The organism is Methylobacterium jeotgali, from assembly GCF_022179345.1.
Classification (GTDB): Bacteria; Pseudomonadota; Alphaproteobacteria; order Rhizobiales; family Beijerinckiaceae; genus Methylobacterium; species Methylobacterium jeotgali.
Map to the genome: position 1 here is coordinate 40,180 of NZ_BPQR01000081.1, position 24,546 is coordinate 64,725.

General features: G+C 71.8%; 22 protein-coding genes and 1 pseudogene. 8 read left to right on the forward strand and 15 right to left on the reverse strand.

From position 1 onward, the window contains the following. The first annotated feature begins 10 nt into the window (after positions 1-10). Positions 11-577 (forward strand): GNAT family N-acetyltransferase, encoded by a 567-nt coding sequence (locus MFF04_RS19505; RefSeq protein WP_238278300.1) that lies wholly within the window; start codon positions 11-13, stop codon positions 575-577. Positions 578-583: 6 nt separating this feature from the next. On the opposite strand, the gene MFF04_RS19510 is transcribed toward MFF04_RS19505, so the two are convergent. From MFF04_RS19510 to MFF04_RS19525, 4 genes are all read right to left on the reverse strand, one after another. Further along, the gene (locus MFF04_RS19510) at positions 584-994 is read right to left on the reverse strand and encodes a hypothetical protein (RefSeq protein WP_238278302.1); all 411 of its coding nucleotides are present in this window, start codon (positions 992-994) and stop codon (positions 584-586) included. Positions 995-1,053: 59 nt separating this feature from the next. Beyond that, entirely contained in the window at positions 1,054-1,821 is a 768-nt protein-coding gene (locus tag MFF04_RS19515; RefSeq protein ID WP_238278304.1) for a lysophospholipid acyltransferase family protein, read from the reverse strand. A 173-nt stretch (positions 1,822-1,994) separates the two neighbouring features. Further along, complete coding sequence (gene ggt, locus MFF04_RS19520) at positions 1,995-3,773, reverse strand: gamma-glutamyltransferase (protein WP_238278306.1); 1,779 nt, start codon at positions 3,771-3,773, stop codon at positions 1,995-1,997. Positions 3,774-3,867: 94 nt separating this feature from the next. Further along, positions 3,868-4,362 carry a hypothetical protein gene (locus MFF04_RS19525; protein ID WP_238278308.1) on the reverse strand — a complete coding sequence of 165 codons (495 nt, stop codon included), beginning with the start codon at positions 4,360-4,362 and terminating at the stop codon, positions 3,868-3,870. Between the two features lie 55 nt (positions 4,363-4,417). Between MFF04_RS19525 and MFF04_RS19530 the strand changes: the two genes are divergently transcribed. Both MFF04_RS19530 and MFF04_RS19535 read left to right on the forward strand, forming a co-directional pair. Then, positions 4,418-5,137: a Sir2 family NAD-dependent protein deacetylase gene (locus MFF04_RS19530; protein WP_238278310.1), complete on the forward strand. Its 720-nt coding sequence runs from the start codon at positions 4,418-4,420 to the stop codon at positions 5,135-5,137. A 168-nt stretch (positions 5,138-5,305) separates the two neighbouring features. Then, positions 5,306-5,542 (forward strand): hypothetical protein, encoded by a 237-nt coding sequence (locus tag MFF04_RS19535; protein ID WP_238278311.1) that lies wholly within the window; start codon positions 5,306-5,308, stop codon positions 5,540-5,542. Positions 5,543-5,719: 177 nt separating this feature from the next. Here the strand turns inward: MFF04_RS19535 and MFF04_RS19540 are convergent, their stop codons facing one another. The 3 genes from MFF04_RS19540 to MFF04_RS19550 form a co-directional block, all read right to left on the reverse strand. Beyond that, positions 5,720-6,094 (reverse strand): hypothetical protein, encoded by a 375-nt coding sequence (locus MFF04_RS19540; protein WP_238278313.1) that lies wholly within the window; start codon positions 6,092-6,094, stop codon positions 5,720-5,722. Positions 6,095-6,207: 113 nt separating this feature from the next. After that, positions 6,208-8,550: a xanthine dehydrogenase family protein molybdopterin-binding subunit gene (locus MFF04_RS19545; RefSeq protein WP_238278315.1), complete on the reverse strand. Its 2,343-nt coding sequence runs from the start codon at positions 8,548-8,550 to the stop codon at positions 6,208-6,210. Next, entirely contained in the window at positions 8,547-9,035 is a 489-nt protein-coding gene (locus tag MFF04_RS19550; RefSeq protein ID WP_238278317.1) for a (2Fe-2S)-binding protein, read from the reverse strand. The genes MFF04_RS19545 and MFF04_RS19550 overlap by 4 nt, the downstream gene beginning before the upstream one ends. A gap of 552 nt (positions 9,036-9,587) precedes the next feature. On the opposite strand from MFF04_RS19550, the gene MFF04_RS19555 reads away from it, so the two are divergent. Further along, positions 9,588-10,133: a thermonuclease family protein gene (locus tag MFF04_RS19555; RefSeq protein ID WP_238278319.1), complete on the forward strand. Its 546-nt coding sequence runs from the start codon at positions 9,588-9,590 to the stop codon at positions 10,131-10,133. Positions 10,134-10,173: 40 nt separating this feature from the next. Here MFF04_RS19555 and MFF04_RS19560 read toward each other — a convergent pair whose 3' ends face one another. The 6 genes from MFF04_RS19560 to MFF04_RS19590 form a co-directional block, all read right to left on the reverse strand. Further along, entirely contained in the window at positions 10,174-12,342 is a 2,169-nt protein-coding gene (locus MFF04_RS19560) for a TonB-dependent siderophore receptor (protein WP_238278321.1), read from the reverse strand. Positions 12,343-12,734: 392 nt separating this feature from the next. Beyond that, entirely contained in the window at positions 12,735-13,259 is a 525-nt protein-coding gene (locus tag MFF04_RS19565) for a cupin domain-containing protein (protein ID WP_238278322.1), read from the reverse strand. Between the two features lie 128 nt (positions 13,260-13,387). Continuing rightward, positions 13,388-15,406: a family 2A encapsulin nanocompartment cargo protein cysteine desulfurase gene (locus tag MFF04_RS19570; protein WP_238278324.1), complete on the reverse strand. Its 2,019-nt coding sequence runs from the start codon at positions 15,404-15,406 to the stop codon at positions 13,388-13,390. Beyond that, positions 15,393-16,784, reverse strand: a complete 1,392-nt coding sequence (locus tag MFF04_RS21965) for a family 2B encapsulin nanocompartment shell protein (RefSeq protein ID WP_283206390.1) — start codon at positions 16,782-16,784, stop codon at positions 15,393-15,395. Before MFF04_RS21965 ends, MFF04_RS19570 begins: the two co-directional genes overlap by 14 nt. Before the next feature lie 419 nt (positions 16,785-17,203). Next, positions 17,204-18,049: a serine O-acetyltransferase gene (cysE, locus tag MFF04_RS19585; RefSeq protein ID WP_238278326.1), complete on the reverse strand. Its 846-nt coding sequence runs from the start codon at positions 18,047-18,049 to the stop codon at positions 17,204-17,206. A gap of 15 nt (positions 18,050-18,064) precedes the next feature. Next, complete coding sequence (locus MFF04_RS19590) at positions 18,065-18,271, reverse strand: hypothetical protein (RefSeq protein ID WP_238278327.1); 207 nt, start codon at positions 18,269-18,271, stop codon at positions 18,065-18,067. Positions 18,272-18,518: 247 nt separating this feature from the next. On the opposite strand from MFF04_RS19590, the gene MFF04_RS19595 reads away from it, so the two are divergent. Both MFF04_RS19595 and MFF04_RS19600 read left to right on the forward strand, forming a co-directional pair. Beyond that, complete coding sequence (locus tag MFF04_RS19595) at positions 18,519-18,929, forward strand: YeeE/YedE family protein (RefSeq protein ID WP_238278329.1); 411 nt, start codon at positions 18,519-18,521, stop codon at positions 18,927-18,929. After that, positions 18,926-19,357 (forward strand): YeeE/YedE family protein, encoded by a 432-nt coding sequence (locus MFF04_RS19600; protein ID WP_238278331.1) that lies wholly within the window; start codon positions 18,926-18,928, stop codon positions 19,355-19,357. The genes MFF04_RS19595 and MFF04_RS19600 overlap by 4 nt, the downstream gene beginning before the upstream one ends. 54 nt (positions 19,358-19,411) lie before the next feature. On the opposite strand, the gene MFF04_RS19605 is transcribed toward MFF04_RS19600, so the two are convergent. Then, entirely contained in the window at positions 19,412-21,400 is a 1,989-nt protein-coding gene (locus MFF04_RS19605) for a potassium transporter Kup (RefSeq protein ID WP_238278334.1), read from the reverse strand. Between the two features lie 182 nt (positions 21,401-21,582). Further along, the gene (ispG, locus tag MFF04_RS19610; RefSeq protein ID WP_238278336.1) at positions 21,583-22,911 is read right to left on the reverse strand and encodes a flavodoxin-dependent (E)-4-hydroxy-3-methylbut-2-enyl-diphosphate synthase; all 1,329 of its coding nucleotides are present in this window, start codon (positions 22,909-22,911) and stop codon (positions 21,583-21,585) included. A gap of 324 nt (positions 22,912-23,235) precedes the next feature. On the opposite strand from ispG, the gene MFF04_RS19615 reads away from it, so the two are divergent. Then, positions 23,236-24,360 (forward strand): patatin-like phospholipase family protein, encoded by a 1,125-nt coding sequence (locus MFF04_RS19615; RefSeq protein WP_373320128.1) that lies wholly within the window; start codon positions 23,236-23,238, stop codon positions 24,358-24,360. Between the two features lie 53 nt (positions 24,361-24,413). Continuing rightward, positions 24,414-24,546 (forward strand): annotated as a pseudogene (locus tag MFF04_RS19620) (sigma factor); the annotation flags it as partial.

Genomic DNA, 24,546 nt, shown 5'->3' on the forward strand with positions numbered 1-24,546 from the left:
GATGGAACCCATGGCCTCTCTCGCGCACCGCACCGCAGCACCCCTCGTCCGCCGGCTCTGGCAGAGCGACCGGGCGACGGTGCTCGCCTTCTTCGAGCGTCTCGACGGCCCGGCCCGGGCAAGCCGCTTCACCGGCCGGGTCGGCCCGGCGGGCGTGCGCGCCTACGCGGAGCGGGTTCTGAGCCCGGACGGTCTCGCCTTCGGCGCCTTCGTCGACGACGAGCTGCGCGGGCTTGCCGAGCTGATGCCGCTGCGGGCCAGCCGGGGCGCCTCTCCGCACGCGTGTTTCGCGCCGGTGCCGCTCGGGGCCGAGGCGGAAATCGCCTACGCCGTCGAGCGTCCCTTCCGGCGGATCGGTCTCGGCCGGGCGCTGCACGCGCGGATCGAGGAGGCGGCGCGCAGCCGCGGCGTGTCGGAGCTGCGGGTCCGCCGCCTGCGATTGAACGAGATGCCGGCCCGGCCGGTGCCGGCCCTCGCCCTCCTGCCGGGACGGAGCGACGCCCGCCGCCCGGTCGCGGAGCGACCCTTCGAGCGCTGGCACGCGGCGCTGGCCTCGGCCTTCGAGCCGGCCCGCTAGGACTCGTCAGGCGCGCAAGGGATCGGCGACCGTCAGATCGGCGGCGACCGCCCGGCGCTCGGCCGGCGTCTCGGCGAGACGGTGGACGTGCAGCTCGGTCGCGCCGCGGCGGCGGGCGGCGGCGATCCAGGCCGCATCGGGCTCCGTCACGCTCGCGACGGCGACCGCCTCGGCGATTCCCTCCCCGTCCCGCCGCACCGCGATCACCACCGCCGGGCCGACCTCGTCGAGATCCCCCGCTTCCATCGGGTGGATTCCGACCACGTAGCGGCGCCCGGAGCGTCCGCGCCAGGCGCTGAGCGACAGGAGCGGGACGCTGCGCAGCGTGCCGGCGCCGCGCAGGCGCTCCTCGCGGACACCTCCGGCATGACGGGATTCGAGACGGCGCATCGGGATCGCGATTCGCATGTTCATCATTTGTTCTCATGATGAGCGGCGGCCCTGCAGGCGTCAAGGCGCCGGTCCGCCGGTCGCGCTCAGGCGGCCGGGCGGTCCGCCTCCTTCGGCGCGCTCTGGCCGCTGGCGGCGAGGTCGGCCCGGCCCTCGGCGAGGAGCGCGTCGGAGGCGCCCTCGATGGTCTGCGTGATCCGGTCGAGGAAGGCCGTGCGGTCGAGCCCCGGCGGGATCGGCGGCAGGAAGGCGATGACCGTCGTGCCCTGGCGGCGCGTCAGGCTCTGGCGGGGCCAGTAGAGGCCGCTGTTGAGCGCCACCGGCAGGCAGGGCACGCCGAGATTGGCGTAGAGATGGGTGAGCCCGAGCTTGTAGGCGGGGGGCGCGCCCGGCGCCCGGCGGGTGCCCTCGGGGAAGATGATGAGCTGTCTGCCCTCCCCGATCGCGCGGGCGGCGGCCTCGTTCATCAGGGCCATGGCGCGGCTGCCCTTGGTGCGGTCGATGGCGACCATGCCGGCCCGCGACAGGTACCAGCCGATCAGGGGGATGAAGAGCAGCTCCCGCTTGAGGATGTAGGCGAAGCGGGGGAACACCGTGCACAGCGCCAGGGTCTCGAGCGCCGACTGGTGCTTGGCCGCGACGATCACGGCGCCGGGCGGGATGTTCTCCAGGCCCCGGAACTCGACCCGGAGCCCGCCGACCACCCGCAGCAGCCAGAGCGTGCCCCGCCCCCAGAATCGCGCCAGCCGCAGCACCCCGTCCCGCGAGGCGAGGAGCGGCAGTCCGCCGACCGCGAGCACGGTCGTGAACAGGTAGAAGCAGAGGTTGACGGCGAGGGTGCGAAGGAGCGGCATCAGTCCGGAGCTCGCGCCGGAAGCGGCGCGGGCCCTCCCTTAGAGCATTTTGCGCCCGCGTGCTGCCGCCAGAGTGTGGGTCCAGGAGTAGTGGAAGCCGGTTCTCCGTCAGGACCAACGATCCGACAAGAGGTTAGGGTCCGTCAGGCGCTGATGGAGACGCCTGACGGACCCTAGTATCCGTCGGCCAGCGTCCCCCGCTGGCGCGGGTCGGCGGCGCCGGCGAGCAGGCCGTCGACGCGCATCACGGAGTTCGCCGAGCCCGAGCTCGACCCGACCCGGACGTTCTGGCCCCGGTCGCGGAGCAGGGCGAGGGTGTCGGGGGAGAGCCCCTCCTCGGTGAGCAGCGCGTCCGGCCGCCACTGGTGGTGGATGCGCGGGAAGGCCACGGCCTCGGCGAGGTTCATGCGGAAATCGATCAGGTTGACGATCACCTGCAGCACCGTGGTGATGATGCGGCTGCCACCGGGGCTGCCGGTGACGAGCAGCAGCTTGCCGTCCTTGAACACGAAGGTCGGGCTCATGGAGGAGAGGGGCCTCGCGCCGGGCGCGACCGCGTTCGCCGCGCCGCCGACAAGGCCGTAGGCGTTCTGGGCGCCGGGCTTGGCGGCGAAGTCGTCCATCTCGTTGTTGAGGAGCACGCCGGTGCCCTCGGCGACGAGGCCGATCCCGTAGGAGAAGTTCAGGGTGTAGGTGTTCGAGACGGCGTTGCCCTCGGAATCGACCACCGAGAAGTGCGTCGTCTCGGTGTGCTCGAAGGGTAGCGGGTTGCCGGCCGAGACGGCGTCCGCCGGCCGCGCCCGCTCGCCGATCGCGGCGCGCAGGCTCTCCGCGTAGGGCTTGGCGGTCAGCCCCGCGACCGGCACCTTGACCCGCGCCGGGTCCCCGAGCCAGGCGGCACGGTCGGCGTAGGCGGGCTTCATCGCCTCGGCCATCGTGTGGAGCGCCCTGGCGCTCCCCGCCCCCATGCCGGCGAGGTCGAAGCCCTCAAGGATGTTCAGGATCTCGATGAGGTGCACCCCGCCCGAGCTCGGGGGCGGCATCGAGACGATCTCATGGCCGCGATAGGTGCCGCGCACGGGCTCGCGGATCACGGTGCGGTAGCCGGAAAGATCGGCCTCGGTCATCACCCCGCCGGCCTCGCGCACGGCGGCTGCGATCCGCTTCGCGATCTCGCCCTCGTAGAAGGCCGCGTCGCCCCGCTCGGCGATGGCGCGCAGGGTGTCGGCGAGGTCCGACTGGACGAGGGTCGCGCCCCGGGGCAGCGGCGCATCCCCGGCGAAGAACACCTTTCGGCTCGATGGCCACTGGCCCAGCAGACCGCCGGCCCTCGGCAGCGAGTCCGCGAGGCCCGACTCGACGGGGATGCCCTCGCGGGCGAGGCGCTCGGCGGGGGCGATCAGGTCGGCGAGGCTCAGCTTGCCCGAGCCGTAGCGGCGGTGCGCCTCGACGAGCCCGCGCACGGTGCCCGGCACGCCCACCGCCTTGCCGCTGCGGGTCGAGGCGGCGCGGTCCGGGTTGCCGGCGGCGTCGAGGAACATGGTCTCGGTGGCCCCGGCCGGCGCCGTCTCCCGGTAGTCGATGGCGAGGCTCTCCCCCGTCCGGGCGAGATGGACGAGCATGAAGCCGCCGCCGCCGAGATTGCCCGCCCGCGGCAGGGTCACGGCGAGCGCGAAGCCCACGGCCACGGCCGCGTCGACGGCGTTGCCGCCGCGCTTCAGGATCTCGACGCCGACCCGCGTCGCCTGCGCCTCCTGCGAGGAGACCATGCCGTGGGCGGCGAGCACCGGCAGCAGACGCGCCTCGTCCGGCCGCACGGGCTCGGCGGCGACGCCCGGCGGCGCGAACTGGCTGGCGAGGTCGTTCTGGGCGAGCGCGGGCCCCGGCAGCGCCGTCAGGAGCGCCAGCGCCAGGGCGAGGAGGGGGCGGGGCCGGCGGGTGGGGCTCTGCATCGGCGAGGTCTCCTTCGGCCGGCGCGGCGCCCCCCGCGCCGTCCGGTCCGCAGCCATTCCTAGGGCAGTCGGCGGCGAAGGCGACCGCGCGACCCTATCGCGGCCGATCCGCCGAGGCTCCCGCACCACGGCCGGCGACCACCCAGTAGACGAGCCCCGCGACGGCACCGGCGACGAAGAGCAGCGCGGTGAGGCGGCCCTCGGCGGCGAGCCTCGCGGCCTCCCCGCCGGCGCGGGGCGCGCCGCGCACGAGCCAGGGGATCGCGGCGGTCAGCAGACCGGTGGCGGCGCCGTACCAGGCGAGCGCCCGCAGGCCGGCGACCTCTCCGATCAGGGCGACCGCGACCGGAGGCACCACGAGCAGCGCGAACAGGGCCTGCGCCAGCCCAGCGGCGAGGAGCGCCAGGCTCTCAGGCGGCAGCCCGGCCGAGAGGTCGGAGAGAGCGTCGAGACCGGCGAGGCCGGCCCGCGCGAGCCAGGCGTCGGCGGCGGGATCGAGGACCAGCCCGGCCATCAGCGCCAGGGTCCCGCAGGGGATCGCCGCGAGGAGGCCGAGGCCGGCGAGGAGGAGACGCGAGAGAAGGCGCATGACCGATCTCCTACCCCGCTGTGACGGGGGCGTCCCGCGCCCTATCTCGGAGACCATGACGGAGCGGATCACGGCGCGGCGCATCTTCGTCCTGACCGGCGCCGGCGTCTCGGCGGAGAGCGGGCTCGGCACCTTCCGCGACCGGGGCGGGCTGTGGGCGCGCTTCGACCCCATGACGCTCGCCACGCCCGAGGCCTTCGCGCGGGATCCCGAGACCGTGCTCGCCTTCTACGATGCCCGGCGCCGGGCGGCGCTCGCGGCGCGGCCGAACGCCGCCCACCACGCCCTGGCGCGGGCGGCGGACCGGCTCGCCGCCTCGGGCGGCCGGCTGTTCCTGTGCACGCAGAACGTCGACGACCTGCACGAGCGGGCGGGCTCCCGCGAGGTGGTGCACATGCACGGCGAACTCACACGGGTCCGCTGCACGGCCTGCGGCGCTGGGGCCGAGCATCGCGGCGATCTCGCCGTCGGCGACCGCTGCGCCGCCTGCAACCGTGCCGGGTGCCTGCGGCCGGACATCGTCTGGTTCGGCGAGGTCCCGAAGCACCTCGACCGGATCGAGGCCATGCTCGCCGACAGCGACCTCTTCGTCGCTGCGGGCACCTCCGGAACCGTCCATCCCGCCGCCGGCTTCGTGGCCTACGCCCGCCGCCGGGGCATCCGGACCTGCGCGCTAAACCTCGAACCCTCCGGGAACGCGGATCTCTTCGAGGAGACCCGCACCGGGCCGGCAAGCCGCACCGTTCCGGATTTCTTCGATGCGCTCACGGCTTAGTGCGGATCGGCACCGACGGCCCCGAAAAAATTCGACGCCGAATCAGCAGTTCATCGATCGTCAAGACATGGCCGGGACCGGGGGCGGCCCCTACAAAGGTCACGCTTGGTGAGTCGGCGGGCCAGGCTCACCCAGGCACCCGTTGCGGATAAAAAGGGAACCAGCCGCATGCAGAACATCACCGTGACGTCCCGCGAGCGAGACACCGTCATCGCTGCCCTGCGCTACTACCAGTTTTACCGGATGCAGGGGCATCCGTTCGACCCGCGTCAGGACCACCTCATCGACGCCATCGCCAACGAAACCGGAGAGGCGCTCGACCTGTCCGAGATCGACGATCTCTGCGCCGGCCTCAACGGCAACAGCCACGCGCTCGCTGCCGCGGCGACCGCCACGGCCGCCTGAACCCGACGCGGCGGGCCATCTCTCGGCCCGCCCCGACCCGTACCGTTTCCTCGGCCAAGGCCGAGCACCCGCGCGCCTCGCCACCTCTCCCGCAACGCCGGGACGGAGAACGGAAGGCAGGCCGCGCTTCCCCGCTCCCGCGGTCGGTCAAGCTACACCGTCGAGAACGCTCTCAGCTCAAGGCGCCGCATCGAGCTGCGCCTTGGCGCGCGACACCGCCCCGGCACAGGCGCCCTCGTCGCCCTTCTTGAGGGCGGCGCGGGCCTCCTCCAGGGCGACGCGGGCCTGCTGGCTGCGGTCGCCGCCCTCGCCGGCCGCCGCCGACTTCTCCGGCGGCGCCTCGGCGACCTTGGGCTCTCCCTGCTTCGAAGCATCGACCCCCTGCCCTTCCCGGGCGGCGGCGACGCCCTTGCCGCTGGTCGAGGCGGAGATCGCCTCGCGGGAGGCGTCCTTCACCCGCGGTTCGAGCCGGGCGATGTCGTCGGCGCAGCCGGCGAAAGCCTGGCCGGACAGGCCGACGAGGACGAGGGCGGGCAGCAGCGTGCGGATCATGGGCGGGGGCTCTCACAAGCGGGCGCGGCCCCGCGCGGGTGCGAGGGGCCTGCCTCGGGGCGACTAAGGGAGGGGGAAACGGCCGGGCGGGCCGGCCGTTTCCGTGCGCAGCGTCAGGCGCTGAGCTGGTCGCGGATCGGGAGCTGGCGCACCCGTCGCCCCGTCGCCTGGAACACCGCGTTGGCGATGGCTGGGGCGACCGGGGGGACGCCGGGCTCGCCGACGCCGCCGAGCGGCCCGTCCCAGGTGCCCGAGGGCACGAGGTGGACGCGCACCTCCTTCGGCGCGGCGTCGAGGCGCACGACCTCGAACCCGTCGAAGTTGCCCTGCTCGGCGCGGCCGTTCTTGAAGGTCATCTGCGAGGTGAGCGCGAGGCCCATCCCCATCACCACGGCGCCTTCCATCTGCGAGCGGATCCGCTCCGGGTTGACCTGCGGCCCGCAATCGACGGCGATGTCGACGGCGTTCACCTTGACCTCGCCCTTCGGCCCGACCTCCACCTCCGCCGCCACAGCGGTGTAGGTGACGAAGCTGTAGTGGCCTGCGAGCCCGAGTCCGCGGCCCTTCGCGAGCTTGCGGCCCCAGCCGGCGCCCTTGGCCGCCGTCTCGATCACCCGGCGCAGGCGGCCGGTGTCGATCGGGTAGAGGGCCGGGTCCTCGCCGTGGTTCCAGACGTCGCCGATCGTGGTCGGGTCGATGCGCCGCGCCGGCCCGATCAGGTCGAGGAGGTAGTCCTTCGGGTCACGCCCCGCCGCATGCGCGAGCTCGGCCACGAAGGACTGGATCGCGAAGGCGTGGGGGATGTTCGAGACCGAGCGGAACCAGCCGATGCGCACGTGCGCCGCGGCTTCCGGGTTCTCCAGCCGGATGTTCGGCAGGGCGAAGGGCGTGTTGACGAGCCCCATGCCGAGCTCGAAGGGCAGCTCGTGCTTCGGGTCCGGCGCGAAGATCGAGCCGATGGTCGGCGCGACCGAGCGGTGGAGCCAGGCCACCGGCATGCCCTTCTCGTCGAGGCCCGCCTCCAGGCGCTCCACCGAGATGGTGTGGTAGTAGCCGTGATGGAGGTCGTCCTCGCGGGTCCAGACGAGCTTGACCGGCGCGCCGCCGACCTCGCGGCTGCACAGCGCCGCCTCGACCACGTAGTCGGGCTTCGACTTGCGGCCGAAGCCGCCGCCGAGCAGCGTCACGTTCACGCGCACCTTGTCGCCGGGAAGGCCGAGGGCCTTCATCAGCCGGTCGTGGGCGGCCTGGGGACCCTGCGTGCAGGCCCAGGCCTCGCAGGCCCCGTCCTTCACCTGCGCCACCGCGGCCGGAGGCTCCATCGGCGCCTGGACGAGGTGGGGCACGAAGTACTCCGCCTCGACCTTGCGCTTGGCCTTGGCCATGGCGCCGTCGACGTCGCCCGCCGTGCGCACGACCTTGCCCGGCGCGCGGGCGGCCTTCTCCAGCTCGCCCCGGAACACGTCGGTGTCGTAGTTCGCGTTCGGGCCATCGTCCCAGGTGATCTTGAGGGCCTCGCGGCCCTTCATCGCCGCCCAGGTGTTCTTGGCGACCACCGCGACCCCGCCGAGCGGCATGAACTCCGAGGGGATGGCGCCGCCGTCGATCTTGAAGACCTTGACCACGCCGGGGACCTTGAGGGTCTCCGCGTCGTCGTAGCTCGCGACCTTGCCGCCGTAGACGGGCGGCCGGGCGACGAGGGCGTAGAGCATCCCGTCCCGCTTCACGTCGAGCCCGTAGACGGCGCGACCCGTGGTGATGTCGCGGTTGTCGATGATCCCGATCTCGCCCTTGCCGATGTAGCGGAAGGCCTTCGGATCCTTGAGGCGCACGCTCTCGCGGGCGGGCACCGGCAGCTCGGCCGCCGCAGCCGCGACCTCGCCGTAGCCGATCCGACGGCCGGACTTGGCGTGGACGAGGACGTGCTTGTCGGTCGTGATCTCGGAGGCCGGCACGTTCCACTTCGCGGCCGCCGCCTGGATCAGCATGGCGCGGGCCGCCGCCCCCGTGTGGCGGAAGTGCCGGAAGAAGTGGCGCAGCGAGCGGGAGCCGTCGGTGTCCTGGTTGCCGAAGCGGGTCTCGTCGCCCCAGGCCTGGACGACCTTCACCTTCGACCAGTCGGCGTCGAGCTCGTCGGCGACGGTGAGCGCGATCGAGGTGCGCACGCCCTGGCCCATCTCGGAGCGGTGGTTCGTCACCGTCACGGTGCCGTCGGCGGCGATGGCGACGAAGATCGTCGGGTCGTCCTGCCAGCCATGCGGCATGCCGTCGGCGCCGAACTTCTTCGGCTCGCTCTTCTCCTCGGCGCGGCCCTCGCGGACGGAGAGCGCGAGGACGAGGGCGCCCATGCCGCCGAGGATGCCGCGGCGGCTGAGGTTGGACAGGATCGGGGCGCCGGACTCGGAGGCTTCGGGGGCGGAGGCGAGCTCGGCCATCAGCTTGGCTTCATGGATCACAGGCGGCCTCCCTTGGTCTCGCCCGCCTGGCCCTGACCTTGGCCGGCGGCCTGATGGATCGCCGCGCGGATGCGCGGGTAGGTGCCGCATCGGCAGATGTTGCCGCTCATGGCCTCGTCGATCTGGCCGTCGTCGGGCTTGGGCGTGTCCTTGAGGAGCGAGGCCGCCTGCATGATCTGGCCGCACTGGCAGTAGCCGCACTGCGCCACGTTGAGGTCGCGCCAGGCCACCTGCACGGGGTGGTTGCCGTCGGGCGAGAGCCCCTCGATCGTCACGACCTCCTGGTCGGCCGCGGCCGAGACCGGGGTGACGCAGGCCCGCGCGGCAGTGCCGCCGAGATGGATCGTGCAGGCGCCGCACAGCGCCTGCCCGCAGCCGAACTTGGTGCCGACGAGGCCGAGCTCGTCGCGCAGATACCAGAGGAGGGGCATGTCCGGGTCGCCGTCGAATGTGCGGCGCGCCCCGTTGACGGTGAGGCTGATCATTCCTGCCTTCCTGAGCGTTGGACCGACCGCGCCCGAGCGATGCGCGGCGAGTCTGAAGCGACGCGAGGCCCGTCGGGCACCGCGACGATCGCGGGCAGGACGGGCGGACCGTGCCGGGAGCGGAAGGCCCGCCGCCGCAGACGACGCGAGGCGGCGCGGCCCGCATCCCGGACATCAGAATGGTCCTAACCTAGGGCGCCCCCCGGCGCCGGGGCAACATGGCAACCTGCGGGGACGATCGGCAATCGGGCGCTGAGGGCCCGAAGATGTGCTCCAGCGCACAGGCCGGACCATCGCCCCCGGCCGGCGTTCGAGCCCCGTTAACCGAGCCCTGCGACCCTCCGGGAAAGCCGCGCGGAGGCGCGAGCCCGGCGCTCCGTGCAGCCGGGGTGCGACGGCGTGGCGCTACCGCGCGGCTCCGTTCCGAGCGACGAAAGACGGTAGACGACGAAACATTCTGCTGCGTCGCGGGGCGACGGAGACAGTCTGGCCTTCGAATTGCCTCACGGCGGCGGACAGTTTGACCGCATGAGAGACAGGACGGACCATTCGATGCGTAACTCGGTCGACGGGATCCGCGGCGGGGCGTGGGCACGCACGCTGCGGGCCGCCCCGCTGCTCCTCGCTCTCGGCGGCCCCGCGCTCGCCGCCGACACGGTCCAGGGCCGCCCCACAGTGATCGACGGCGACACCCTGCAGGTCGGCGGCACCCTCATCGGCCTCTACGGCGTCGCCGCGCCCGCCGCCGCGCAGATCTGTCAGGACGCCGAGGGCGCCAACATCCGCTGCGGCGAGCGGGCCCGCAGGGCGCTCGCCCGCCATATCGGCACCGGCGAGATCGTCTGCGAATCCCGGGGCGTCGACCGCAGCCACCGGCCCGTCGCCCTGTGCCGTCTCGGCCGCGAGGACCTCGCCGCCTGGATGGTGCGCCAAGGCCACGCCGTCGCCGACAAGCACGTCGCGGAAGCTTACAACGCGGACGAGACCCGTGCCTGGGCGGCCCGGCGCGGCCTCTGGGCCGGCGTGTTCGAGGATCCGACCACCCGCAGCCGCGAGGCCGGGCGGTCCCCCGCGCACCGCACCGCCTCCGCCCAGTAAGCGCGGCGCCTCGGCGCGGCGTTCGCCCGGCCAGCCCGGCTCAGAGCTTGGCCGACAGGGTCGCCAGCACCGTGAACGGCGCGCCGGGCGCGTTGTTGAACTGGTTGAACGGCTGCTCGACGTAGCGCACGTCGGTCAGGTTGCGCATGTTGACCGCGAGCCGGTAGTGCGCGTCGAAATCGTAGTACACGGCGGCGTCGAGGCGGGTGTAGGCGCCCACGACGTAGCTGTTGTTGAGGTCGCCGTAGCGCTGGCCGACATAGGTGACGCCCGCGCCGAGGCCGAGGCCGCGCAGGGCGCCCTCCTGGACCTGATAGGTCGACCACACGCTGGCACTGAACAGGGGCGCGGCGGCGAGCCGGTTGCCGACCGTGAAGGTGGTGTCGCGGGTGATCCGCGCGTCCGTGAAGCCGAGGCCGCCGATGACTTTCCAGCCCGGCAGGATCTCGCCCGTCAGGTCCGCCTCGAAGCCCCGCGACTGCTGCTGCCCTGTGATGACCGAGAAGCCGGTATTGGCGGGGTCGGTCGCGGCGACGTTGTTGCGCGTGATCCGGAAGGCGGAGGCCGTGAGCGACAGGTTCGGGGCGAGGTCGAAGCGGCTGCCGACCTCGATCTGCTCGCCCGTCTCCGGGGGCGGGTTGACCGCGTTGAGGACGTTGGCCGTCTGCGGCTTGAACGAGGTCGTGTAGCTCGCAAACAGCGTGACCGGGTCGGCCAGACGGTAGACGAGGCCGATCCGCGGCGAGATGCCGGAAAGCTCCTGGTCCGGCGGGATCGTCCGCGAGGTCGGGGTCCGGTTGAAGTAGAACTGCGTGCCGAAATCGTAGCGCAGGCCGGCGAGCAGCTGGAGGCCGTAGCCGAGATCGATCTGGTCCTGGACGTAGAAACCGTTCAGTTCGTTCTTCTGCTTGAGGTCTCCCTGGAGGGAGAGCGGGCCGGGCGCCGCGCCGAAGGTCGGGTTGAGGAAGCTCACCGAGGCGATGTTGCCCTGTGTCGTGTACGAGCGGCGATAGCCGTTGGTGTACTCGAAGCCGATGAGCACGGTGTGGCGCAGGCCGAAGAGGTCGAACTTGGCGACCATCTCGCTCTGGCTGTCGACCGCGGCGTAGCTCGAGTTGGTCGCGGTGTCGCGGCGTGTCACCAGGGTGTTGCGGTTCGAGAGGCCGGTTGCGCGCACGACGAACTGGTCGAAGCCGCCCCACTGCGCGTTGATGACCTGCCGCAGGGTGATCTGCTCGTTGAGGTCGTGCTCGGCGATCAGCAGGCCGAAATTCGCGTAGCCGTTGTAGCGGGCGAAGGGCTCGCCGTAGTAGCGCGAGATGTTGTCGAGGGAGACCCGGCCGTTCACGGCGATCAGGCCCTCGTCGTACTGCGCGTCGACCCGCGTGAACTCGCCGACGAAGTAGACCCGCGTGTCGGGGGTCGGGTTGTAGCTGAAGGCCGGCGCGAAGAAGGTGCGGGAGTTGTCCCGCCCGCCGAAGCTGCGGAAGGTCGGGTCCGTCTGCGCGGCGAAGCTCAGGCGCCCGGCGAGGCCGTCGACCCCGACGATCGCGCTCGAGGCCGAGCCCTGCACCCGCCGGAAGCCGAAGCTGCCGCCCTGAAGGCTGGCGTCGGCGCTGGGCTCCAGGGTCGGGCGGCGGGTGACGACGTTGATGACGCCGCCGGGATCGCCGCGCCCGTAGAGGACGGAGGCCGGCCCCTTCAGCACCTCGACGCGCTCGACGTCGGCGAGGTCGCGGGTGACGGTGAAGAAGTTGCTCGACTGGTTCAGGAAGACGCCGTCGACGGCGCCTGTCTGCGTGTTGAAGCCTCGGATGGTGTAGGTCTCGGTACGGCCCTGGAGGGTGCCCGCCGGCTGCACGTTGCTGACGTTCTGCAGGACCTGCGTGAGGCTGGTGCTGCCCTGGTCGACGATGACCTCCCGGGGCACGACGTTGACGGTCTGCGGCGTGTCCCGCAGCGCGGTGTCGGTCTTGGTGCCGGTCGCCGAGCGCGTGGCGCGGTAGCCGATCACCGGGCCCGAAGCCCGCTCGATCGCCGGCCCCTGGCCGATGACGCTGAGCTCCTCGAGCCGCGCCTCGTCCAGCGCTCCTTGCGCCAGCGCGCCGGACGCAGCCGCCGCGAACCCCGCCAGCGCGAGACCAAGAGCCCTCCGAAGCGACGCGCCGGCGCGGCCGGACTCTCTCGTTTCGCGGATCGGGGATGTCATCGACGGAGTCTCGGGTGCGCGCCGGGTCAGGATGCCGCACACCCCGCTTCAACGGGATTATCTCGGGGCGCGCAATCCCGGCCGACATGTCGCCGCCGCAAACACACGCGATCCGAAAGTCGTGTCACATAAAGTCATCAATCTCTATTTGAAATGATTCCATTCTAGACTAGACGCCGTAGACCAACCCCGGAACACAACTCGTATTTGCAAGAGTTCTTCTCGCAGCGAGAGACGCCAGGATCGATCGGCGGCGAGGATCTGTGCGATTCCGGGCGGCCGTCGATGGGCTCGCGTCGGCGAGCGGTCCGCCGCGCGGCGGGCAACCCGCAGAGATCCGGGCGCTCGTCGCGCTCCGGTGGCGCGAGGCGCCCGAGCGGCACCGGCCTCGATCACGGATGGCGATGGATGGGGTCGATCCAGGGGACGGTCTCGGGCCGCTCGACGGGCTCGATCTCCGGCAGGTTGACGACGACGGCCTCGTTGTCCGAGCGCACCAGCACGCAGTGCAGGGGCTCGTCGGTGGAGGCGTTGATCTCCTGGTGCGGCACGTAGGGCGGCACGAAGATGAAGTCGCCGGGGCCGGCCTCGGCGACGTATTCGAGCCGCTCGCCCCAGCGCATCCGGGCGCGGCCGGAGACGACGTAGATCACGCTCTCCAGGGCGCCGTGGTGGTGGACGCCGGTCTTGGCGTCGGGCTCGATGGCCACCGTGCCGGCCCAGATCCGCTGCGCGCCGACGCGGGCCGCGTTGATCGCCGCCTGCCGGAACATGCCCGGCGTCTGCGCGGTGTTCGGGTCGAGGCGGTCGCCGGGGATCACCCGCACGCCGTCGTGCTTCCAGCGTGCGTCCTCCCGCGCGTGATCCTCTCCGTGGGGGTGCGGCTCTCCGTCGTGGTCGTCGCCGATGTCGTGCATGTTCCGCCTCGATGCCCGCGCCCGGCGCCATCATGGCATGGCTGGGCTCCGCCCTGCACCCGCGAAAGGTCCCGGCCTTTCGAGACCACGACCGAAGGGGCGCCGGCCTCGGGTCGGCGCCCCTTTCTTCAGTGCCGGGGCAGGGTGTGGAGCGCCCGCAGGAACGCGTCCACGTCCGCGCGGGTGTTGTAGAAGGCGAGCGAGGCGCGCACCGACTGGTCGACGCCGAAGCGGCGCAGGGCCGGCAGCGCGCAGTGATGGCCCGAGCGCACGGCGATGCCGTGGGCATCGAGATGGTGGGCCACCGCCTCGTTCTCCTGCCCCTCGATCACGAAGGACATCACGCTGGCCTTCTCCCGCGCGGTGCCGATCAGGCGCAGGCCCTTCACGTCGGCGAGACCCGCCTGGGCGTACTCCAGCAGGTCATGCTCGTAGGCCGCGATGGCCGGCAGGCCGATGCTCTCGAGATACTCGATCGCCGCGCCGAGGCCGACGGCGCCGGCGATGTCGGGCGTGCCCGCCTCGAACTTCTCCGGCGCGCCCTTGTAGACGGTCTTCGAGAAGGTGACGTCCTCGATCATGTGGCCGCCGCCCTGCCAGGGGGGCATCGCCTCCAGAAGGTGCGACTTGCCGTAGAGGGCGCCGATGCCCGTCGGCCCGAATACCTTGTGCCCGGAGAAGACGAGGAAGTCGGCATCGAGGGACTGCACGTCCAGCGGGATATGCGGCGAGGACTGGGCCGCGTCGACGAGCACCGGCACGCCGTAGGCGTGGGCGAGCTGGATGATCTCGCGCACCGGGTTCACGGTGCCGAGCGCGTTCGCCACATGCGTGACCGAGACGATCTTGGTGCGCCCCGAGAGCAGCGCCGCGTACTGCTCGAAGATCAGCTCGCCGCGATCGTTGACCGGGATCACCCGGATCGTCGCCCCGGTCGCCTGAGCGAGCAGCTGCCAGGGCACGATGTTGGCGTGGTGCTCGATCGTCGAGACGATGATCTCGTCGCCCGGCCCGATATTGGCTCGGCCGTAGGAGGCGGCGACGAGGTTGATCGCCTCCGTCGTTCCTCGCAGGAAGACGATGTCGTCCTTCGACGGCGCGTTAAGGAAGCGGCGCACGGATTCGCGGCCGCCCTCGAACAGGTCGGTGGAACGCGCCGCGAGCGTGTGCGCGGCCCGGTGGATGTTCGAGTTGTGGCGGCCGTAGAACTCGCTCGTCGCGTCGATGACGCTCTGCGGCTTGTGGGTCGTCGCCGCGTTGTCGAGCCAGACCAGCGGGTGGCCGTTCACGCTCTGGTGGAGCGCCGGGAAGTCGCGGCGCACGCTCTCCACGTCGAAGGGCGCGGCGACCGGGCTCGACCCGTGCGAGATCGCCCGCGGCGCCGGGCCGGGGCGCTTTGCGGGCTCGACGCGCGGCGCGGCCGGCGCCTTCCGGGCAGGGGCAGGCACATGACCGGCGGGGCTCAGGAAGTAGTAGTCCGAGCCGGCGGCCGCCTCCGGAGCGCGCGACAGGCGGCCGGTCCTCGAGAAGCTCTCCTGCGAGGCGTCCACGCCGTGCTTCGACGGATCGGCCGGCACGAGATGTGGACTGAGCGCGTGCGCGAAGGCGTTGGCGCGGGGATGGTCCGCCGCGATCTGCCGGTGCAGCTCCGGGCCGCCGGGCAGGGCGGACGCGAGCGAGGGCACGCTCGGGGACGAGAAGTCCGGCAGCGGCGGACGCGGGCTCGCCGGATGGACCGGCGGGATCGTGGCGGTGTCGAGGAAGGCCAGGCTCGCGGGGGCGAAGTTCGGCAGGCTCGGTCCAGAAAGGCCGGGCAGGCCGATCGGCGGCGCCCCGAAGGAGCGCGCCGCCAGCGCCGAGGCGTCCGGCTGCAGGCCGTGGGGCTGGCCGCCCCCCGGCGTCGAGGGGACGCCGACCGCGCCGCTGGGCAGCGGCGCGCCGCCGGGGCCCTGAGGCAGGCTTTCCAGCGCCTGCGGGACCTGGGGCCCAGCGGGGATCGATGGGGCGAAGGGCTGGCTCGCGGCCTGCCCCTGCCCGTAGATCTCGCGGGCGAGGCGCCCGACGAGATCGGCGTGAGCGAGCTCGCTCGGACCGGCGCCGAGCGCGCCCGTGGGGCTACCGAATGCCGACGCCTCAGGCGTAGTCATGGTAGTTTCCCAGGAGCACGTTATCGAGGCGGGCGATCGCGTCCTCGACCAGCACCGCGGCCGAGAAGTAGCGGGTCACGAGGTGCGAGGCGATCGAGTGATCGTTGGTGCCGGCGTAGCGCACCGACAGGCCGGGCTCGATCTCGCCGGTGACGCCGGACTTGTGCAGGCCGACGACGCCCTGCTCGCCCTCGCCGACCCGCAGCAGCAGGATCGAGGTGGTCTGCGCGCCCGTCACCGGGTCGGTGTCGATCGGCAGCTTGTCGCTCGGCACCAGCGGCACGCCGCGCCAGGTGATGAAGGGCGCGCCGAACAGGTGCACCACCACCGGCGGCACGCCGCGGCGGGTGGCCTCGCGGCCGAAGGCGGCGATGGCGCGGGGATGCGCCACAAAGAAGGCGGGCTTCTTCCAGACCAGCGTCAGCAGCTCGTCGAGGTCGTCCGGGGTCGGCGGACCGCCGCGGGTCGGGATGCGCTGGCGGCCGGAGACCTCGCCGAGCAGGCCGAACTGCGAGTTGTTCAGAAGCTCCCACTCCTCGCGCTCCTTCACCGCGTCGACGGTGAGGCGGATCTGCTCGCGGAGCTGGTCGATCTCGTTGGAGTAGAGATCGGTGACGCGGGTGTGGGTGTTGAGGATCGTCTGGATCGTGGAGAGGTGGTACTCGCGCGGGTTGGTCTCGTAGTCGACGAAGGTGGTCGGCAGGCGCGGCTCCCCGGCATGGACCGCGAGAAGCTCGATGCCCTGCTCGCCGTAGGAGTTGGTGTGGCCCTTCAGGCGGTCGCGCTCCTCCCGGTACTGGCCGATGCGCGAGCGGATGGCCTCGTCCTCGATCGCGGCGCGGTCGAGGGTCAGCAGGGTCACGGCCGAGAGCGCCTTGACGGCGGGCGCCGGGCCGCTCTCACCGAGCAGGGCGTCGTCGCCGAAATAGTCGCCGGTCGTGGCGAGCCCCTGGCGCAGGCGGCCCTTGTAGGGGCCCGACAGGGTCAGCTCGACGGTGCCGTCGGCGACGATCACGAGGCTGCGGCCGCTGGACCCCTCCTCCTGGATCACCTCGCCCGCCTTGTGGCGGCTCTCCTTGAAGCGGCCGGCGAGCGTCGCGAGCTCCGCATCCCCCAGGCGGCTGAACAGCGGCACGGAGCGGAGCGACCCGGAGCGGACGGCCCGGCCGCCGTCCTCGGCAGCGAGATCGATGCGGCCGGGCTTGGCCAGCACCACGGCGCGCCGGTTGACGCGGTAGACGCCGCCGGGAACGTCCACGAAGGGCAGGAGCCGCAGCAGCCAGCGCGGCGTGTTGGCCGCGTTCTGGACCGACGTGACGGTCGCCGTCGCGAGATTGCGTGCCGCCGAGGCGCTGACGCTCAAACCCGGTCCGCTCATCGTATGCTGTCTCCGTCGTTCAGGCGCGCCAAGTCGTTCCCGCGCATCGGCGCGGGTGGGCGCAGTGGATCTGGAATGGTTCGCGCAACCCTCATCGGTGCCGGGCGGCTGATGCACGCCCCGCACCCATGCACATCTCGTGTCGTTCAAGATTTCGAGGGGACGAGATCAGATCGTGGAATCGTTCTCTCGGCGATCTCTTGCGACCGTTTCGGGATAAGCTTGAGCCGGGACTGAGGTCAACAGAACGATCTTTCGATTTTTCGACGATCCGTAAAATTTCCTGCCGAACATTATGGATACGATAGAACGTCATGCCGCGAACAGCCTTTCGCGGAGAATGTACTTCCCCTGAACGCGCGATCGACGGCGATGGCGTAGCGGGATCGTGCCCGGAACGATTTTTCTCGGTCCGCGAGTCAGATGCCGTCGCCGAAGCCGAAGGACTGATCCATCGTGAGAGCCGGCGTCTCGTCCGCGGCAAGACGCGACACGACGCGGGCCGGCACGCCCGCCACGGTCGTGTGGGGCGGCACGTCGTGCAGGACGACGGCCGCCGCCGCGACCTTGGAGCCTTCGCCGACGCGGATGTTGCCGAGCACCTTCGCGCCGACGCTGAGGAGGACGCCCCGCTCGATCTTCGGGTGGCGGTCGCCGCTCTCCTTGCCGTTGCCGCCGAGCGTCACGGACTGGAGGATGGAGACGTCGTCGGCGATCACCGTGGTCTCGCCGATCACGACGCCGGTGGCGTGGTCGATGAACACCCCCGAGCCGATCCGCGCGGCGGGGTGAATGTCGCAGCCGAATACCTCGGAGATGCGGCTCTGCACGTGCAGCGCCAGCGTCGCCCGGCCCTGGTGCCAGAGCCAGTGGGCGACGCGGGAGGCCTCCAGCGCCGCGAGCCCCTTGTAGAACAGGAACGGGTCGAGATAGCGCCGGCAGGTCGGATCGCGCTCGCGGATGGCGACGAGGTCGCGCACCGCGTGGCCGATGGCATGGGGGTCGGCCTCGAAGGCGGAGAGGCAGAGGTCGCGCATCGAGAGCCGCGCGAGGTCGCCGTCGCCGAGGCGGTGGGCGAGGCGGTAGGCGAAGGCCTGGGCGAGGTTGCGCTGGTCGAGGATCGTCGCCTGGATGATCCCCGCGTAGAGGGGCTCCTCGATCAGCGCGGCCTCGGCCTCGGCGCGGATCTCCGCCCAGACCTCGGCCTCGCCGATGACCTGCCCCGACGCCCGGGCCGGTGGCCGGATCGCAGCCGATGCCGTCATGATGCCGGATCGCCCTTAATGGATCCGCCGGAACACGTCCGGCAGGTAGCGGTGCAGGGTGGCGTGCCCGTCGAACTTCACGTCCACGGTCTGCGCGCGGCAGCCCTGGCCGTGGATGCCGACGATGCGCCCCCTGGCGTGGCGCCAGATGCCGAGAAGCTCGGCGACGTCGAGACGCTCGAACACCACCTGGTCGCCGGGATGCATGGTGGCTGATGCCATGGCACGGTCCTCTCTTGATCGCGTCCGGCCGGTGCCGGGTTGGGTTGGCGCGGAGCCCGGGAAAGGTCTTCCGGTCGTTGCCGATGGGGGAGAAGGTTTGGGTCGGGAAAGGCTTCGAAGGGAGATTTGTTTTCGCTAAGTCATTGTTATAGCTTGATAATTATCAATCCAACGCCGCTTTGCAAGCCTTGTTTCCGGTCTCCGGCCGCGCTACGCCCTGCCCGATACCCCTCGGCAGGACATCGCCATGACCCCCTATTGGCCCTCGCTCGCGGGAGGCGCGCTGATCGGCCTCTCGGCGGCGCTTCTGATGCTGCTGAATGGGCGCGTGGCGGGAATCAGCGGGCTGGTGGCGGGCCTCGGCCGCCTCGGCGGCCGATGGGCCGCCGACCTCGCCTTTCTGATCGGGCTGCTGCTCGGAGCGCCGCTCTTCGCCTGGCTCGCGGGGCGCTGGCCGGAGATGCGGATCGAGGCCGGGCTTCCGGTGCTCGCCGTGGCGGGCCTCCTCGTCGGGTTCGGCACGCGGCTCGGCTCGGGCTGCACCTCCGGGCACGGGGTCTGCGGGCTCGCCCGCCTCTCGCCGCGCTCCCTGGTCGCGGTCCTCGTGTTCATGGGCACGGCGATGCTCACCGTCGCCGCCGGGCGGCTCCTGCCGTGACCGGCCCGCTGCGCGTCGCCGCCGCCCTTGCCTGCGGCCTGCTCTTCGGGCTCGGGCTGTCGCTCTCGGGGATGCTCGATCCCGCGCGGGTGCGCGGCTTCCTCGATGTTACGGGCGCCTGGGACCCGAGCCTCGCCTTCGTCCTGGCGGGCGCCCTCGCCGTCTCGAGCCTCGGCTACGCGCTGGCCCGCCGCCTCGTCCGGCCGGCCCTCGACGGGCGCTTCCACTGGCCGTCGAGGACGCGGATCGATGCGCCGCTGATCCTCGGGGCCGTCCTGTTCGGGATCGGATGGGGCCTGTCCGGCTTCTGTCCGGGCCCCGCGATCGCCGCGCTCTCGACCGGCGCGGTCCCGGCGCTGGTCTTCGTCGCCGCCATGCTCGCGGGCATGGCCGGCCATCGCCTGGTCGCGGCCGGCCGGGACCGGTAGCGGCGGATCGCGCGGGCCGGTTCGGCGACGACGCCGTGTCGCTACACCGTGTCGCTACACCGTGACCTGGGTCCCGACCTCCACGACGCGGCCCGTCGGGATCTGGAAGAAGTCCGTGGCGTCGTTGGCGTTCTTGGCCAGCGTGATGAAGATGCGGTCCTGCCAGAGCGGCATCCCGGAATGCGCGGCCGGGCGGATCGAGCGCCGCGACAGGAAGAACGACGTCGCCATGATGTCGAACTTGAAGCCCTGCTTGCGCAGCAGCGTCAGCGTCTTGGGGATGTTCGGCGTCTCCATGTAGCCGAACTTCATCGTGACCTTGAAGAAATGCGGCCCGATCGGCTCGATGCGGACCTTGTCGGCCGGGTTGGAGCGGGGCGTGTCCACGGTCTGCACGGTGAGGATGACGTTCTTCTCGTGCAGCACCTTGTTGTGCTTGAGGTTGTGCAGAAGCGCGGCCGGGGCGATCTCCGGGTCGCTCGTGAGGAACACGGCGGTGCCGCGCACGTGGTGCGGCGGGCTCTTCTCCAGCATCCCGACGAGCTCGGAGAGGGGCACGTCGGTCTTGCGGGTCTTGTTGAAGAGGATCGTGACGCCCCGCACCCAGGTCCACATCAGGATGATGAGGCCGCCGGCCAGCAGCAGCGGCACGTAGCCGCCCTCGAAGACCTTCAGGAGGTTCGAGAGCAGGAACAGGAACTCGATCACGATGAAGGGCATGATCGCCGCCGCGGCGAGGATCGGCGACAGCTTCCAGTAGCGCCACAGCACCACGAAGCCGAGGCTCGCGGTGAGCAGCATCGTGCCCGTCACCGCGATGCCGTAGGCGGAGGCGAGCGCCGAGGAGGAGCGGAACAGGAAGGTCAGCGTCACCACGCCGACGAGCAGCAGCCCGTTGATCTGCGGCAGGTAGATCTGGCCCGAATGCGCCTCGGAGGTGTGGCGGATCTCGAGGCGCGGCAGCAGGCCGAGCTGGATCGCCTGCCGCGACAGCGAGAAGGCTCCGGTGATGACTGCCTGGCTCGCGGTGACGGTGGCGAGCGTCGCCAGGATCACCATCGGGATCAGGCCCCATTCCGGCACGAGCTGGTAGAACGGGTCGGTGGTCTCGGGCTTGGCCAGCGTCAGCGCCGCCTGGCCGAGATAGTTCATGGCGAGGCACGGGAAGACGAGGCCGACCCAGGCGACCTGGATCGGGCGGCGCCCGAAATGCCCGAGATCGGCGAACAGCGCCTCGGCGCCCGTCACCGCCAGGAACACGGCGCCGAGCGCCACCAGGGCGCCGCTGCCGTGGCCGAGCAGGTAGTGGACCGCGTACCAGGGGTTGAAGGCCTTGAAGACCTCCGGCGCCGCGATCACCGCCGGCACCGCGGCGAGCGCGATCGCCAGGAACCAGATCACCATGATCGGCCCGAAGAACTTCGCCACCCGGCTGGTGCCGTGGCTCTGCACCAGGAACAGGGCGAGGATGATCGCCAGGGTGATCGGCAGCACCGAGTTCTCGAAGGCGGGGGTGACGAGCTTCAGCCCCTCCACCGCCGAGAGCACCGAGATCGCCGGGGTGATCAGCGAGTCGCCGTAGAACAGGGCCGCGCCGAGCAGGCCCAGCATGAACACGATCCGCGAGCCGCCGAGCGCCTTTCGCGCCAGCGCCATCAGCGAGAGGATGCCGCCCTCGCCGTTGTTGTCCATGCGCAGCAGGATGATGACGTACTTGACCGTGACGATCAGGAACAGCGCCCAGAGGATCAGCGAGACGGTGCCGATCACCTCCTCGGCGAGCAGGATCCCGTCGGTGCGCGAGGGCGCCAGCGCCTCGCGGAAGGCGTAGAGCGGACTGGTACCGATATCGCCGTAGACGACGCCGACGCTGCCCACGAGCAGCGAGGCGAAGCCCGCCTTCGTGTGCCCGTCATGCCCGCCCTCCGGCGCGTCGAGGGCGCCGGCCGGCACGGGCGCGTGGCCGCCGCCCTCGCCCGGCGCGGGGCCGGAGGCGGCGTCGGGCGGAGCGCCGGAGGCGCTCGGAGTGACGGGCTGGCTCATGGGGCGGGGTCGAGGCTCCGGCCGGATCGCCTCGCCGCGCGGGACGGCGCCGTCTCGGCGCGCGCGGCGGGGGCCGGCGGAAGAGGAACGAAGGGGGTCAGGCCGGCGCGCGACGAAGCGCGCCCGCGCGGCGAACCGGCGCGGCGCCTCCGCTGGCGCGCGGGGGCGCGCATGGGTCCGGACTACTCGGCCGCGTCGCGGGCGCCGCTCTGGCCGAAGCGGCGTTCGATGTAGTCGATGACGATGGTCTCGAAGTCCTTGGCGAGGGTGGCCCCGCGCAGGGTGGTGGCCTTCTTGCCGTCGATGAAGACCGGGGCGGTCGGGGTCTCGCCGGTTCCAGGCAGCGAGATGCCGATATCGGCGTGCTTCGATTCGCCCGGCCCGTTCACGATGCAGCCCATCACCGCGACGTTCAGCCCCTCGACCCCCGGATAGGTCTTCTTCCACTCCGGCATCGAGGTGGTGATCCAGTTCTGGATGTCGCGGGCGAGCTCCTGGAAGGTCGTCGAGGTGGTGCGCCCGCAACCGGGGCAAGCGGCCACCAGCGGCACGAAGGTGCGGAACCCCATGGTCTGGAGAAGCTCCTGGCTGGCCTTCACCTCCACGGTGCGGTCGCCGCCGGGCTCCGGCGTCAGCGAGTAGCGGATGGTGTCGCCGATGCCCTCCTGGAGCAGCACGCCGATCGCGGCCGAGGCCGCGACGATGCCCTTCGAGCCCATGCCCGCCTCGGTCAGCCCGAGATGGATCGCGTAGTCGGAGCGGCGCGCCACCTCGCGGTAGACGGCGATGAGGTCCTGCACCGCCGAGACCTTGGCGGAGAGCACGATCCGGTCCTTGGGCAGGCCGAGATCCTCGGCGCGGCGCGCCGAGGTCAGCGCCGACTGCACCATTGCCTCGCGCATCACGGCCCGGGCGTCGATGGGGCGCGGCGACTTCGCGTTCTCGTCCATCAGATGCGTGAGCAGCTCGCCGTCGAGGGAGCCCCAGTTGGCGCCGATGCGGATCGCCTTCCCGTAGCGGATCGCCTGCTCGACGATGGTCGAGAACTGGGTGTCCTTCTTCTCCTTGAAGCCGACGTTGCCGGGGTTGATCCGGTACTTGGCGAGCGCCTCGGCGCAGGCGGGATGGTCGGAGAGGAGCTTGTGGCCGATGTAGTGGAAGTCGCCGACCAGCGGCACGTGGCAGCCGATGCGGTCGAGCCGCTCGCGGATCTTCGGGACGGCAGCGGCGGCCTCGTCGCGGTCGACGGTGATGCGCACCAGCTCCGAGCCCGCGCGGGCGAGCTGGCTGACCTGCGCCACCGTAGCGTCGATGTCGGCGGTGTCGGTGTTCGTCATCGACTGGACGACGACCGGGGCGCCTCCGCCGATGGTGACGCTGCCCTCGCCTTCGCCGACGCGCACGCCGACGGTGCCGTGGCGCGAGGCCGGGCCGGCGATCTCGGGACCGGTTCCGCCGAGGGGCGACGCCTCAGAGGCGGGCGTCTCGGCAGCGGCTGAACTGGCTTGCATCGTGGACCTTGCCTCGAGCCTCGATCGTTGCGGGGCGGCGGCATCGCCGCGTCGGCCGGCCGCCAACGTCGAATCGAAAACCTCGGCCGTATCGGGACCTTATGCCCCGACCGGTTAGGTGAGCGTGACACCGCGCCGCGTCAAGCGCGCCGGCACCTGCCACTCCGCGCGTGTCATGTCCCATTCCCGCGCGGATGTCGAGGTTTTCGCTCGCGATCCAGCCATGTCCGGGGATGGACGGCCCCCGCCGGAGCCGGTCGCGGGCGGCCGGTGTTGCCGTGGTGCAGCAGTTGCTACCGCAGCGCACCATCCCATCTCCGGAGCATGAGCATGGACAAGCGCACCACCCCGAGCGCCGATCCGGGCAATCCGGCGACCGCGGTCCCCGCGAATCCCGAGGACCGGCCGCCGACCCGGCCGCCGGGCCGATTCCTCGCGGGCTCGGCCGCGGAGAAGACCGTGGCGCTGGCCCTCCAGGGCGGCGGCGCGCACGGGGCCTTCACCTGGGGCGTGCTCGACGCGCTCATCGCCGACGGCCGCCTCGCCTTCGAGGCGGTGACCGGGGCGAGCGCCGGCGCGATGAACGCCGTGGTGATGACCGACGGCTGGCTCGCCGGCGGCCCGGAGGGCGCGCGGGAGGCGCTCGCCCGGTTCTGGCGGGCGGTCAGCCTCGACCAGGCGCTCGGGCCGACGCAGCAGGGCGTGCTCGACGGGCTTCTCGGCCTGTGGCGCGACAACCCGGTCGCGGCCTTCTGGTCGAAGCTCCTGACGCCGAGCCCCTACGCGGCCAACCCGCTCAACATCAACCCGCTGCGCCGGGTGCTGGCCGCCCAGGTCGATTTCGAGCGCCTGCGGGCGGCGGACACGGCGGGCCTCTACGTCTCGGCGACGAACGTCTGGACCGGCAAGCTCGCCGTCTTCGAGCGCGAGCGCCTGACCGTCGATCACCTGATGGCCTCGGCCTGCCTGCCGACGGTGTTCCAGGCCGTGGAGATCGAGGGCGTGCCCTACTGGGACGGAGGCTATCTCGGCAATCCGCCGCTCTATCCCCTGCACCGGGGCGCGCACACCCGCGACATCATGCTCGTGCAGATCAACCCCGTGGAGCGCCGGCAGACGCCGCGCACGCAAGGGGAGATCCAGGACCGGCTGAACGAGATCACCTTCAACGCCAACCTGATGCGGGAGCTGCGCGCGATCGACTTCGTGGAGGGGCTGATCGAGGACGGGGTGCTCGGCCCCGGCGAGTACCGCCGCGCGCTCCTGCACCGGATCGACGGCACCGACGCCCTGGAGGATCATCGCGCCTCCTCCCGCCTCGACGCCCGCTGGCCCGGCTTCGAGCGCCTGCGCGACCGGGGCCGGGCGGCGGCGGAGGCCTGGCTCGCGGCGCATTACGACGAGATCGGCCGCGACGGCACCCTCGACCTCGCCGGCACCTATCAGTAGGCCGATCGACAGGCGGGCGGGATTAAGGGATGCCGCTCGCCCGTTGAACAGACATGATCGCCGAAAAGTCCAAGCGCACCGACATCGTCGACCTGCTCGTGCCGCTGCGCCGCTACGCGCGGGCCCTGAGCCGCGACACCCTGCGCGCCGACGACCTCGTCCACGAGACGCTGGTGCGGGCGCTGG